11 protein-coding genes are annotated in these 13310 nt (G+C 71.7%); 1 reads left to right on the top strand and 10 read right to left on the bottom strand.

The annotated features are described in order from the left end of the window. Positions 1-16: 16 nt before the first annotated feature. The 6 genes from ACFUN8_RS18095 to ACFUN8_RS18070 form a co-directional block, all read right to left on the bottom strand. Positions 17-1096, bottom strand: a complete 1080-nt coding sequence (locus ACFUN8_RS18095; RefSeq protein ID WP_383638029.1) for a hypothetical protein — start codon at positions 1094-1096, stop codon at positions 17-19. A gap of 44 nt (positions 1097-1140) precedes the next feature. After that, complete coding sequence (locus tag ACFUN8_RS18090; RefSeq protein ID WP_383638026.1) at positions 1141-2421, bottom strand: transporter; 1281 nt, start codon at positions 2419-2421, stop codon at positions 1141-1143. A gap of 4 nt (positions 2422-2425) precedes the next feature. Beyond that, entirely contained in the window at positions 2426-3061 is a 636-nt protein-coding gene (locus tag ACFUN8_RS18085; RefSeq protein ID WP_383638023.1) for a hypothetical protein, read from the bottom strand. Beyond that, complete coding sequence (locus ACFUN8_RS18080; protein WP_383638020.1) at positions 3058-5187, bottom strand: hydantoinase/oxoprolinase family protein; 2130 nt, start codon at positions 5185-5187, stop codon at positions 3058-3060. The genes ACFUN8_RS18085 and ACFUN8_RS18080 overlap by 4 nt, the downstream gene beginning before the upstream one ends. A gap of 192 nt (positions 5188-5379) precedes the next feature. Further along, positions 5380-6990 (bottom strand): FAD-dependent oxidoreductase, encoded by a 1611-nt coding sequence (locus ACFUN8_RS18075; RefSeq protein ID WP_382559074.1) that lies wholly within the window; start codon positions 6988-6990, stop codon positions 5380-5382. A gap of 150 nt (positions 6991-7140) precedes the next feature. Next, on the bottom strand, positions 7141-8241 hold the full coding sequence (locus tag ACFUN8_RS18070; RefSeq protein WP_383638017.1) for a LacI family DNA-binding transcriptional regulator: 1101 nt from the start codon (positions 8239-8241) through the stop codon (positions 7141-7143). A gap of 173 nt (positions 8242-8414) precedes the next feature. Between ACFUN8_RS18070 and ACFUN8_RS18065 the strand changes: the two genes are divergently transcribed. Continuing rightward, entirely contained in the window at positions 8415-9386 is a 972-nt protein-coding gene (locus ACFUN8_RS18065) for an acetylxylan esterase (RefSeq protein ID WP_383638014.1), read from the top strand. 73 nt (positions 9387-9459) lie between these two features. On the opposite strand, the gene ACFUN8_RS18060 is transcribed toward ACFUN8_RS18065, so the two are convergent. From ACFUN8_RS18060 to ACFUN8_RS18045, 4 genes are all read right to left on the bottom strand, one after another. Further along, entirely contained in the window at positions 9460-10425 is a 966-nt protein-coding gene (locus ACFUN8_RS18060; RefSeq protein WP_383638011.1) for an ABC transporter substrate-binding protein, read from the bottom strand. Continuing rightward, complete coding sequence (locus ACFUN8_RS18055; RefSeq protein ID WP_383638008.1) at positions 10422-11096, bottom strand: ABC transporter permease; 675 nt, start codon at positions 11094-11096, stop codon at positions 10422-10424. The genes ACFUN8_RS18060 and ACFUN8_RS18055 overlap by 4 nt, the downstream gene beginning before the upstream one ends. Further along, positions 11093-11782: an ABC transporter permease gene (locus ACFUN8_RS18050; protein ID WP_383638004.1), complete on the bottom strand. Its 690-nt coding sequence runs from the start codon at positions 11780-11782 to the stop codon at positions 11093-11095. Before ACFUN8_RS18050 ends, ACFUN8_RS18055 begins: the two co-directional genes overlap by 4 nt. Positions 11783-11856: 74 nt before the next feature. Beyond that, positions 11857-13185: a PLP-dependent aminotransferase family protein gene (locus ACFUN8_RS18045; protein ID WP_383638001.1), complete on the bottom strand. Its 1329-nt coding sequence runs from the start codon at positions 13183-13185 to the stop codon at positions 11857-11859. Between the last annotated feature and the right edge of the window lie 125 nt (positions 13186-13310).

Below are 13310 nucleotides of genomic sequence, written 5' to 3'. Positions count from 1 at the left end.
GCCCGGCGTCGGCCGGTCAGCCTCGCGCGACCGCGATCGAACCCTGGAGGCGTTCACCCGCCTCGTAGACCATGTACGGCACTCCCTGGTCGGTCCCGAAGCTCGGCGCGGCGCTGCGGCCGTTGTCCGGCGCGCTGTTGGCCGAGTCGTAGAAGAGACCGAGGTGGTTGCGGCGGCTGAAGTCGTTGCCGACCTCGGTGATCAGCAGATTGCCGCCGTGCTCCTTGTCGGTGTTGTAGACGACGTACGTGCTGCCGTTCCGGCTCAGCAGGTGCGGACCGCCGACGTTGTTCGCGCCGACGTCGGAGTGGCGGACGAGCGGCGTCTGGTCGAAGGTCCAGTTGCGGCCGTCGCTCGACCAACCCCACGCGATGGCGCGGTGGTTGGACTGGTTGTTGAGCATGAAGAGCATCACGTAGTGCGCGCCGCGCGAGGGCAGTTCGTGCGGGAAGACACGGGCGTACGAGGTCTCGTTGCTGCCCGCGGGCATCATCGCGGTGGTGAGCACCACCTTGTCGTACGTGAAGGTGATGCCGTCCTTGGAGCGGGCGAGGCGGGTGGTGCCGTTCTCGCCGTGGAAGTAGAGCCACAGCTCCTTGAGGTCCGCGCGCCAGATGACGTGCGGCGAGGCGACGTGGCTGACCTTGTAGTGGGGCTGCCAGTTGTTGGAGACGATCGGGTTGGCGGTGTACTCGGTGAACGGCCCTTCCAGCGAGTCGCCGTAGGCCAGGCAGATACCGCCGGGCGCGTCGTGCGGGCCGTAGTAGAGGTAGTAGCGGCCCAGCGGATTGGCCAGCTTGTCGTAGACGCCCCGGATGCACGGGAAGATGATCTCGCCGGTGGGGTTGTACTTGAGCTGAGAGGGCGTCAGGAGCGTCTTGAGGTACCGGTAGTCGGGGAATCCTCCGGGCGCCGCGGCGACGGCGGGGGTCGCGGCGGTCGCGGCGGTGGGAGCTGCGGCGGCGCCGGTCGCCGCCGCGCCGGTGGTTATCACACCGGAGGTCACCGCGGCGGTCGCGGCCGCGGCGCGCAGGAATATCCGACGGCCGGGGTTCCGCGGCCCGTCGTGGGTGCCGTGCGTGTCTTGCTGTGTCATGTCGTTCTCCGTCCCGGGAGTTGAGAGATCACAGAAGTGCGGGATCACAGATAGGTGGCGGCGGTGACGCAGAAGCCGCCGAGGGCGACCGCCCAGACGTACGGCAGGGTCCGCAGCATCACCTGCTGCGGTGTGACCCCCGCGTACTGGGCGCTCCACACGGTCTGGGTGCTGGTCGGGTCCGACACACCGAAGACCTGGTTGTACGAGGTGGCGAGACCCAGCACCGCGACGGCCGGGTAGATGCCGGCGGCGATGAGGACACCGGCGATGCCCGCGCCGAGGCCGAAGACGTTCAGCGGTCCCCGGTAGAGGCAGAGCGGTACGAGCAGGGTGAAGACCACGACGAACAGCACCGGGTTCTGCGGGCTGACGGCCTTCACCAGCGGCTCCAGCGCCTCCACGGCGCCGGGCAGCTTCACCGCGGCGAGCAGGATGCCGATCGCGATGAACAGTACGATCGGCGCCGCCGCGACCTCGAAGCCGCCGTACAGGGTGCGCAGCAGCCGCTTGCTCATCTCGGCCGGCCGCGTGGTGGTGACCAGCGCGTACAGGACACCGGCCAGCATCGACGGCAGGATCGCGATGTCGAGGCCGAGGGCGAGGATCAGCGGTACGAGCGGGGTGAGCAGCGCGTACCACGGGGCGTCGCCGAGCTGCTTGCGACGCGAAGTGGGCTTCGCCGAGGCGGACTTGAGCGACCAGGCGTGCTCGACGCCGCGTCGTCGCGTCTCGATGAGGACGAAGAGGACGGCGGCGGCCAGCGCGAACGGGAACAGCTTGATCATGAAGCCGCGCACGGTGTCGACGGGCAGCTCCAGCGCGGTGGAGAAGAACTGCCAGATGGGCAGCTCGAACGGCATACCGGCCGCGATGCCCATCAGGATCGTGCCGGCGGCGGTGACCTTCGGGATACCGACGGCGATCATGGCGGGGATGCCAATGATGCCGGCGAGCATCGCGGCGGGCGCCGAGCCCGTGACCGTACCGACGACGGTCGAGACGGCGAGGACACCGAGCGCGACCACGACCGGGCGGTCGCCGCCGAATTCGACGATCTTGCGGACGAGGGTGCCCGCGATACCGGTCTCGTCGAGCAGCTTGCCGAGCCAGGAGCCGAACAGGATCGCGATCATCGTGGCGGCGAGGGCGGGTGCGCCCTCCTGGACGACCGTGTCCAGGACGCTGTTCTCGCCGGTCAGCGGGGCGCCCGCGAGGAAGGCGATGACGACGCCCAGGATGACGAGGGCGAAGGCGGTGGGGAGCTTGCGGGTGAGCATCGCGGCGACACCGGCCGCCATGACAAGAAGGATGACGACGCCCATGGCGTTACTTCTTTCTTCCGTGCGGGGACCCCTGCGGGGATCCGTGCTTCGGTTCCGCCGCGGTGGCCAGGGCGGCCGTCAGCAGGAGCGGGCTGCGGCCGAGACCGCGGACGGTGCGGGCGTAGGCGTGGGCGGCGATCTCGTCGGCGCCCGCGACATGGCCGTACAGACGGTGGCGTCCCGCGCGCAGCACGACATGGTTCAGGGACCGCTTCAGGGCCGTCTTCTCCGGTCCGTGGTGGAGCTGTTCGTGCACGGCCTCGTGGGCGATCGCCGCCGCCCGTACGGATCCGGCCGGATACCAGTGGCGCCAGCCGAGCCGGTCGATCAGTTCCTCGGCGAGGGCCAGGGTGTCGGTGAACAGCTCGACGGTCGGCACCGGCCGGGAGGTGTAGCGGGCCAGGAGACCCCTCTCCAGGCCGTCGCCGCTCTCCACGACACGGGCCGTGCACGCGACGGGCGCGAGCGCGGCGCCGAACTCGTCGGCGGCGGCCGCCCATTGACGCAGGAGGGCCGGGTCGCGGTTCTCGTGCGTGGGGGTGTTGGCGAGCAGCCGTACGCCGAACTCGATGTCGTCGGTCGCCTCAAGTGCTTCGATCGCCGCGAGCGCGGCACGGTCGAGCAGGGCGGCGGCGCTCATGAGCGCACCTCCAGGACGGCGACGACCGGTTCGTCGGCGGCGCGTGCGCGCAGTTCGCTGCGGGCGAGCGCCAGCAGCGGCCCCGGATCGAGTACGCCGGAGAGGTCGGCGATCCGGGAGCCGATGAGGAGCCGCAGGGCGGGGGCGCGGACGCCGCCGTCGCCGTACGACGTGGCCTCCTTCACCAGCCCGGCGAGGACCTCGGGCGCGCGGCCGACGGTGGTGGACTCGACGCGGGCGTCCGGCGCGTGGAGCCGTACGACGCCGTCGGCGTCCACGACGCGCACCGGGTGGCGGTCGGCCCGGAACCGGCGGCGGACGTCGGTGCCGTACACGGTGTGCGCGGGGGTGCCCGCGAGGACGCGCACCGCCGCCGGGTCGGTCTTGAGGCTGTCGGCGGCGGCGCGCAGCCGGTCGGCCTCGTCGGCCCGGTGGGCGCGGTCCTGGGTACGCAGCTCGGTGGCGCCGGTCGCGACGGCCCGCACGGTGCTGGTCTGCGGGTCGACGGTGACCTCCACCTCGACGCCGTCGGCGGCCGCCCCCTGGGCGACGACGGCGGCCTCGGCCTCGGCCCTTACGGCGAGGATCTGTTCCTGGCCGGCGCCGGGGATGATGCGTTCGACCTGCTCGCGGATGAGGGCGAGGGCGACGCCGATGGGGCTGATGACCTCGTTGTGGCGGGCGATCCGGCCCTCCTGGCCCGAGACGGCCGCGAGGTGCGGGGTGACGGAGGCCGCGCCTCCGCCGCCGCCGACGAGCACGGCGGTGTCCTTGTCGAGCCGGTAGTCGCGGATCATCGCGTCGACCACGGTCTTCACCTGGTCGGTGCCGGCGTCGAGCACGCGGGCCGCCGCGGTGGGAACGTCCGTGCCGAGCGTGGCGGCCAGGGGCGCGATGGCGGCCTTGGCCACGGCCGGGTCGCAGTGCGCGAAGTCCCCTTCGGGGACCCGGCCCAGCGCGTTGGCCGCGCAGGTCATGGTGATCGCGAAGCGTCCGCCGGCGGCGTCGAGCACCGCGTAGTCGGCGGGGTCGTCGTCCATCGGCCGTATCGTGGTGATCTTCGCGTCCCGCAGGTCGTCCAGGGTCGCGAAGCAGGCGTAGGGCAGACCCGCGATGTGCGCGCTGCGCGGTCCGGCGCCGGTGACCTTGCCGCCGCCGACGCGGACCATCGAGCCGCCGCCGACACCGACGGTCCTGACGTCGAGCGCCGACAGGTACGAGGTCTTGCCGAGGATGGTGGCGTGCCGGACGGCGACCTTGCCGCGCCGTACGACGCTGATGTCGGTCGACGTACCGCCGGTCTCCAGGAACAGGCCCTCGCTGACGCGCTCCTGCATGAGGGCGCCGGCGACGCCCGCCGCCGGTCCGGACAGCACGGTGAGCAGCGGTCTGCGGCGCATCTCGTCCAGGGACATCACGCCGCCGTCGCAGCGCATCACCATGAGGGGCGCGGTGACGCCGGCCTTGGTGATGGAGGCGTCGACGAGGTCGGCGGTGGCGAGCATGCGCGGCAGGATCGCGGCGTTCACGACGGCGGTCCGGGTGCGCTTGTGGAGCCCGTACAGCGAGGTGATCTCGTGCGCGGCGGTCGTCGGCAGACCGCGTTCCCCGGCCACCGCGACGACCGTGTCCTCGCCCTCGGGGCGGTCGACGCTGAACGGCTGGCTGGCGACGACGACTTGGGCGCCCTCCTGGACGACCGCGTCGACGGCGGCGCGGACGGCGGGCCCGTCGTCCGGGTCGGTGACATGGGCGTAGGCGAGCGGGAGCCGCTTGCCGGGGGTGAGTTCGAGCTTCCGGAAGGCGGCGAGCCTGCGGGTGAATCCGGCGCTCGGACCGGCGCCGACGCCGATCAGGCCGACGGTGGCGACGTCGCCCTCCAGCAGGGCATTGGTAGCCTGAGTGGTGCCGTGGGCCAGGAAGGCCACGTCCTTCGGGGCGTGTCCGGTCTGCTCCAGCAGACGGTCGAGAGCTTCGACGATGCCGTGGGCGACGCCGTCCTTGTGATGGTGGCTGGTGGGGACCTTCACCTGCCCCAGGAGTCGCAGGGTCGTGGCGTCTACGGCCACGGCGTCGGTGAAGGTTCCGCCCACGTCGATGCCGACGCGAATGCGGTGGGTGTTCATGGTAGGGGCACCTCCTTGTGCAGGGTTGGCAGTTACGTGGGCGGTGGGCCGGGCGGGGCAGGTGGAGCTGCTCCCGCCCGGCTGTTCACCGCCTCGGTGGTGCTGGGTGATCGCGGTGCTGGGTGATCGCGGTGCTGGGTGATCGCGGTGCTTGGTGTTCGCGGTGCTTGGTTTCCTGAGTGCCGGGTGTCCTCAGTAGCCGCGTACGTCGGGCCAGTGGCGCTGAACTCCTTCGCGGTCGAGCAGCCGGGCGAATTGGTCGAACCGCTTGTCCTCGGCCTGGACCTGGCGCGGTTCGACGCCCTCGGCGACGCAGTGCGCGGCCAGTGCGCCCGCGACCTCGCCGATGTTCCATTCCACCGGGTGGAGCCGGTAGCAGCCGTTGGTGATGTGGGTGGTGCCGATGTTCTTTCCGGCGGGCAGCAGATTGCGGACGCGGCGCGGTACGAGCGCGCCGAGCGGGATCTCGAAGGGCACCGAGCCGATGTCGATGTAGTTGTCGCCGCCGGTGGAGGGGTGCAGGTCGATGCGGTAGTTGCCGACGCCGACGGAGTCCCGGTAGCGGGTACCGCCGTGCGGGCCGACGATGTCGATCGCGACGTCGTGCTCGGTGACGGTGGTGACGGCCTTGATACGGCGCGACTCGCGTACGTACGGCGCCTTCGCGAGCCCGTCGGCCGTGCCGGTGACGTCCGGACGCAGCCGCAGGCCGGGGAATCCCTTGCCGCCGTCGGCGCGCGGCGCCTCGGTCTGGAGCCAGTACAGGACCGAGAGCGACAACTGCCGGGCCTCGGCGAGCGCGGCGGCCGACGTCTCCTCGCCGGCGCCGATCAAGGGCTTCAGCCAGTAGTCGTTGAGCGGCCAGTTGACGAGGGTGATGTCGGAGTCGAACGCGCCGGGCCGGTGCAGCTTGCGCGCCAGGATCCGGCGGAAGCCGAACAGCTCCTTGTCGCCCGCGTCGGCGGACTGGTCGGCGGTGACGTCGAGCGGGTCGAGTTCCGGGTTGGGGACGAAGGTGCGTGGTACGGCCTCCAGCGTGCGGGGGTCGGGCGCGAGGAAGCCGAGGAGCGGTCCGGGCCAGAAGTCCGGCCGGTAGGCGCGCCAGAAATCGTAGTCGGCCGGCCGGTCGATGGTGTGGTCCTCGCCCTCGTGGTGGGAGAGCGCGAAACAGACCGTGATGCCCTGCTGGTTGAGGGGCTGTGCCTCGTCGGGGGCGTGCGGCTCGTCGAACTCGCTCCGCGCCTCGGCGCCGATCGCGTGCTCGACCCCGGCGAGTTCGAGGAGTTCGCCGGTCTCGGTCGCGTCGATGACGTAACGGGCGCTGATCGTACGGCGGTTGCCGTCACGGTCGGTGAGCGTGACGGACCGCACGGTGTCGTCGTCGCCCGTCTCGGCGGCGACGGGGCGGTGTTCGGTCAGGAGCGTGAGCCGGCCCGAGGAGCGGTGCGGCGCGAGCATCGCCTCCAGGACGGCGAGGGCGACGCGCGGCTCGTGGCAGAGCTTGCTGACGCGGCCCGCGCCCGGGTTGAGATCGGTGAGGGCCAGGGCCTCGGAGCGCAGCGGGTACCACCGGCGGTAGTGGTCCCGGATGGACTCGCGCAGGGTGCGGTACGAGGCGGTGGTGCCGAACTGCTCGACCCACGGGTGCTCGTCCGGCGGGACGGCCTGGGAGGTGAGCTGGCCGCCGATCCAGTCCGTCTCCTCGGTGAGGACGACGGTGCGTCCGGCCCGGCAGGCGGCGAGGGCGGCGGCGACGCCGCCGAGCCCGGAGCCCACGATGAGGATGTCGGGTGCGGATGTCACGGGTCTCCTTGAAGTGCTGTGTGTGCGTCGGCGCTGAAGTGCTGTGTATGAGTCGGCGCCTGGTACGTCGGGGCTTGATGTGTGTGCGTCGGTGCTTGGTGCGACGGGGCTTGTTGTGTGCGTCGGCGCTTGGTGCGACGGTCGGTGCGGTCAGTGGTGGACGGGTGGTGCTCCCGCCGTGGTGCCGGGCCGGAAGGCGCAGGCCACCAGCGGTTCGGTGGCCCGCTCCCCCGCCACGAGCGCGGCGAGCATCCGCACGGCGGCGGCGCCCAACTGCGGCCGGGGGATGTCGAATCCGGTGGGCGTCGGTCCGTCGGACAGGTCCGGCGGCGGGCTGCCGAGCAACGCGAGGGAGGCGTCGCGCGGGCAGTCGATGCCGACGAAGTGCGCGGCGCCGTGCAGCGCGCGCCAGGCGTCGCCGGTGTCGGTCTCCTCGGCGACGAACGCGGTGACGCCGTCGTCGAGCCAGCCGCGCAGCCGCTCGGCGGTGAGGTCGTGCTCCGGGTCGGCGGAGCGGAAGACGGCCGCCGGACCGCCGGGCAGTCCGGCCTCTTCCAGGCCCTTTAGGAAGCCGTGCTCACGGTCGGTGGACGCGGGGGCCTCGTCGTCCTCCCGTACGAGCACGATCCGCCGGTGGCCGAGGCCGGCGAGGTGGCTGACGACCTCCTTGCTGGCGCTGACGTAGTCGGCGCCGACCCAGGCCAGCCCCTCCAGCTCGTCCCGGCGGCCGAGGTGGACCACGGGGAAGCCGTCGGCGACCAGGCGGAGCAGTTCGTCGGCGGGCGCGTGGCGGCCGAGGAAGAGGCAGCCGTCGGCGAGCCGTACCCGGTTCAGCGCGTGCGGTCCGGCGGCCCCCGCGCCGCCCGTGCTGGAGCCGGTGAACAGCACCAGGTCGTAGCCGCGCGCCGCCGCTTCCTGCTCGACGCCGACGAGGAACGGGTAGTACGAGTGCTGCACGTCGGTCGGGAAGGTGGAGGTGAAGCTGAAGACGCCGAGCAGATTGTTGCGCGCGGCGGCGAGCCGGCTGGCCGCCGGATCGGGGACATAGCCGAGGCTGCGTACCGCGTCGAGCACCTTGCGCCGGGTCTCCTCGGAGATCGTGGCGCCCTGCTTCCGCGCCCCGAGCACCAGCGAGACCGTGGCCTGTGAGACCCCGGCGAGCCTGGCGACCTCGGCCTGGCGTGGCCGCGACGTACGGCCCGTGGGTGCGGGGGTCCGGCCCGGCCGGGCCCGCTTCCTGGGTTCCTCCACCGTGTTCCTCCGGATCGTTAATGCGTATTAGTAATGCGCATTAACGAGTACTGTGGACCTCCGGAACGCAGGGGTCAAGACATCGGTCAAGAGTTCTTCCGGCCTCTTCTTCGTCGGCGGCCGGGACCGTACGGTGTGATCGTCTGCCCGCTGAACACGAGGTGATCCCGCACATGGCCCTGTTCGATCTCCCCCTCGACGAGCTTCGGAACTACCGCAGCCGGTCCGTGGAACCGGCCGATTTCGACGCCTTCTGGGCGACGACGCTCGCCGAGACCCGCACCCACGAGCTGGCCGCCCGCTTCGAGCCCGTCGCGACGGCGCTGTCGACCGTGGAGGTGTACGACGTGACCTTCGCGGGCTTCGGCGGCCACCCGGTCAAGGGCTGGTTCGTCCTGCCGGCGGGGACCCGTGAACCGCTGCCCGTGGTGGTGGAGTTCGTCGGTTACGGGGGCGGGCGCGGGCTGCCCCACTCCCGGCTGCTCTGGCCGTCGGCCGGCTTCGCGTACTTCGTGATGGACACCCGGGGGCAGGGCGCCGGGTGGGGCGGCAGTGACACTCCGGACCCGGTGGGCAGCGCGTCCTCGTTCCCCGGCTTTCTGACCCGGGGCATCGAGGACCCGCGGGAGTTCTACTACCGCCGGGTCTTCACCGACGCGGTCCGCGCGGTGGAGGCGGCCCGCTCCCATCCGCTGGCCGACGCGTCCCGTACGGCCGCGATCGGGCGCAGCCAGGGCGGCGGGATCACGCTGGCCGTGGCCGGACTGGTGCCGGACCTGGTGGCGATCGCACCCGACGTGCCGTTCCTCTGCGACTTCCCGCGGGCGACGACGCTCACCGACCGGCATCCGTACCGGGAGGTGGGCAGCTATCTCCACACCTACCGCCGCCGGGGCGAGCAGGTCCGGCGGACGCTCAGCTACTTCGACGGGGTTCACTTCGCGGCGCGCGGCCGGGCCCCCGCGATGTTCTCGGCGGCTCTGGAGGACCAGACCTGCCCGCCGTCGACGGTGTTCGCGGCGTTCAACGCCTATCCGCACGAGGACCGGACGATCGAGGTGTACGAGTTCAACGGCCATGAGGGCGGCGAGGCTTACCAGGAGGAGGCCCAACTGGGCTGGCTGCCGAGCCGCCTGACGGTCTGACGGTCTGACGGTCTGACGGTCTGACGGAGGATGGGTGATCAGCAGCCACCACGGCCCGACAGGCGACGGTTGATCACCCGCCGGGGATCAGCCTCTTGCTCTTGAGGTAGTTCTCGGCGACGTCCTCGGGCAGCCGCCGCCAGCTGTCCACCTGTTCGTTCATCGACGCCAGATCCTTGGTCGTCAGCACGGTGTTGAGCCGGTTGAGGGCATTCCGTACGCCCTTGGCGCCCGCCCTGGACCGGTTGACGACGGGCACGATGTAGTCGGCGTTCTGGAGGTGCTTGTCGTCGGCGAGGATGACGAGACCGAACTCGGCGAGCGTCCCGTCGGTGGTCGTGGTGACGACCATCTGGTCCTGCCCGTTCTGCACGGCCCGCTTGGACGGGGTGGTGCCCAGGCCCTTGGGGTCGATGCCGGTGATCCGGATGCCGTACGTCTTCTTCAACCCCGGTGCGCAGTAGGCGCGTTGTACGCACTCGTCGCCTGCCGCCAGCCGTACGGGCAGCTTGGCGCGTCCGAGGTCGGAGAGCGTCTTCAGCCGGTGCTTCCTCGCGTACGCGGCGCTGACGGCGTACGCGTTCTGGTCGACGGCGCGGCCCGGGTTCAGCACGTCGAGCCCGCGCTTCGCGGCCAGTTCGCGCAGCGCCTTCATGGTGGCGTCCAGGTCCGGTGAGCCGACAGTCCCGGCGTCGGCGCCGTTCGCCTTGGCGTTCAGCCAGTCGGCGAAGGTGGCGGCGTACTCCGGCACGACGTCGATCTGGCCGCTCTCCAGGGCGGGTTCGTACAGCTCGCGGTTGGTGACGGAGAGGATCTTGGTGCGGTAACCGGCCCGGCCGAGGAGGAGCGCGTACATCTGGGCCAGCAGGTCGCTCTCGGTGAAGCCGGCCGAGCCGATGGTCAGGTCCTTGCTGTCGCCGGGCGAGGCGGTGACCGTGCCCTGGTTCTCCAGGGAGGGCCCCGTGTCGCAGGCCACGGTGGTCAGCGTGAGGAGTACGGCGGCGGCGAGAGACGTGCGGACCGTACGGCGCGGGCTCATCCGGTGCCGCCTCTCACCCACCGCGGGGCGAGCCGCTGCGCCACCTCGAAGACCGCTTCGACCAGGAGCGCGAACACCGCCACGAGCACGGCGCCCGCGACGACCATCGGCGTGGACGCCAGGTTGAACCCCGCGGTGATGATCCTGCCGAGCCCGCCGCCTCCCACCAGCGCGGCGATCGTCGCCGTGGCCACGAGCTGGACGGCGGCGATCCGTACGCCGGTGAGGATCAGCGGTGCCGCCAGGGGCAGTTCGACCCGGACCAGCAGCTGACGGCCGGTCATACCCATGCCCCGGGCGGCCCGTACGACATCGGCGTCCACGCCCCGCATCCCGACGTAGGCGTTGGTGAGCAGCGGCGGGATCGCGAAGAGGACGAGCGCGATGATCGTCGGCCAGTCGCCGTACTGTCCGATCGGGGTGAGGAGCAGCAGGACCAGGACGGCGAACGTGGGGACGGCCCGGCCGACGTTGGAGATGTTGACGGCCAGCGCGCCGCCCTTGCCGAGGTGGCCGAGGACGAGTGCGACGGGCAGCGCGACGGCGCAGCTGATGAGCAGACAGACGACGGTGAGGAAGAGGTGTTCGCCGAGCCGGTTCCAGATGCCGTCGGAGCCGGACCAGTGGGAGCCGCTGGTGAGCCAGGACCAGGCGTCGGAGAGGGTGTTCACGCGCTCCGCCTCCTCGGCTTCCTCGCCCAGGGAGTGAGTGCCCGCTGGACCGCGAGGAGCAGCAGGTCGGCGAGGATCGCGATGATCACGCAGAGGACGGACGCGGTGAGGACCTGCGCCTTGAAGAAGGTGTTCATCCCGGCGTAGATGAGATTGCCGAGCCCGCCGTACCCGACGATCGCGCCGATGGTGACGAGGGAGACCGCCGAGACGGTGGCGATGCGCAGGCCCGCCATCGAGGCGGGCAGCGCCAGCGGCAGCTCGACGGTCAGGAGCAGTCTGACCGGCCCGTACCCCATGCCGCGCGCAGCTTGCCGGGTCTCCTCGGGGACGGCGCGCAGCCCGGCCAGGATGTTCCGTACGAGCAGGGTGAGCGAGTAGAGGACGAGGCCGGCGACGACGAGCGAGGCGGACAGCCCGTACACCGGCAGCAGCAGCGAGAACATCGCGAGCGACGGGATCGTGTAGAGCACGGTGGTGATGCCGAGCACCGGTCCCGATGCCCAGCGCCACCGCCGGGCCGCGAGGGCGAGCGGTACGGCGAGGGCGAGCCCGATGAGGACGGAGACCACGGTGAGCTGGAGATGCTGGAGGACCGCGTCCCAGAGGATGTGCCGGCGGCTGGTGAGGTAGGCGCCGCAGATCCAGTCGTTGTGCGCGAGGCAGTCGTCGGGAGGTGCGGTCACCCGCCCATTCCAGCCGTGTTCCGGGCGGGTCGCCCGTGGGGTTGGCCCGTACGGGATCGGTGCCGAGCCCGCGGTCATTCCGGCGCGGCGTCCTCCGGTGTGCCGCGCGCCAGGGTGGCGAGGAGGTCCAGGGCGTCGGAGAGCGTGCGGTGGGAGGGGGTGCCCAGGGCGAGGCGGACGGCGTTGGGCGCGCGGCCGGTGCCGACGGTGAACGCGGCGCCGGGCGCGATGGCGATGCCGAGGCGGGCGGCCGCGGCGACGAACGTCTCGGCCCGCCAGTGGTCGGGCAGCTCCCACCAGCAGTGGTAGCCGCGGGGGTCGGCGTGCACGGTGAAGCCGGCCAGGCTCTCGGCCCTGACGCGCTGGCGCTCCGCCGCGTCGGCGCGCTTGGCCCGGCCGATCGCGTCGGCGGTGCCGTCGGTCGTCCATCCGGTCGCGGCGTCGAGGGCGAACCGGGATGTCGCCCAGGCTCCCGAGCGCAGGGCCGAGGCCAGGCGCTGCTCGAAGCCGGGCGGCGCCACGGCGTACCCCAGGGTCAGGCCGGGCGCGAGCCGCTTGGACATGCTGTCCAGGACGATCGTGCGTTCGGGGGCGAGGGTCGCGAGCGGTGGCACGTCGTCGCGGAGGAATCCGTAGATGGCGTCCTCGATGAGGTACAGGTCCAACGCCCTTGCTGTTTCGACGAGTTGGGCCCGGCGGGCCGGCGGGATCGTCATGCCCAGCGGGTTGTGGAGCGTCGGCTGCAGATAGACGGCCCGCAGTGGCGGGGCGTCGGCCAGGGCTTCCGGCAGCAGTCCGTGCTCGTCCATGGCGAGCGGGACGAGGGTGATCCCGAGGTGGGCGGCGATGCCTTTGACGACGGGGTAGGTGAACTCCTCGACACCGAGCCGTTCCCCGGCCGGGACACAGGCCGCGAGAGCCGCCGCGATCGCCTGGCGGCCGTTGCCCGCGAAGAGGATCCGCTCCGGTTCCGGGGTCCAGCCGGCGCGGGCGAGGAGGGACGCGGCGGCCTCGCGGGCGGCGGGCGACCCGGATCCGCCGAGGGGTTGAAGGCTCTCCGCCAGTACATCGGGGCGTTGCAGCCGCGCCATACCGGCGGCGAGCAGCTCGGCCTGTTCCGGCAGGACGGGGAAGTTGACCTCCAGGTCGACCCTGGCCTCGCTGGGCTCGGTGAGTGTCGGCTGCGGTCCGGGCGGCGCGGCGCGTACGAAGGTCCCCCGGCCCACCTCGCCGACGGCCAGCCCGCGCCGGATCAGTTCGCCGTAGACCCTGGCGGCTGTGGAGTTGGCGATGTTACGGCTCCGGGCGAACGGCCGCTGCGGTGGCAGCCGCTCCCCCGGGCTCAGGCGCCCGGCCCGGATGTCGGCCGCGAGCTGGTCGGCGATCAGGCGGTAGTCCTCCATGGCACTCCCTCCCGCGCCGCTCCCGGCGGCGCATTGCTTACCATCAACACCATAATTGCACCGAGGGCAATTTCAGCATTGCATCGAGATATTGCACCACATAGCATCGAGAAGGCAAGCGGGAC

Origin of the sequence: Streptomyces sp. NPDC057307 (assembly GCF_042667665.1) — a bacterium.
Classification (GTDB): domain Bacteria; phylum Actinomycetota; class Actinomycetes; order Streptomycetales; family Streptomycetaceae; genus Streptomyces.
This window is presented reverse-complemented; position numbering and strand designations above follow the sequence as displayed.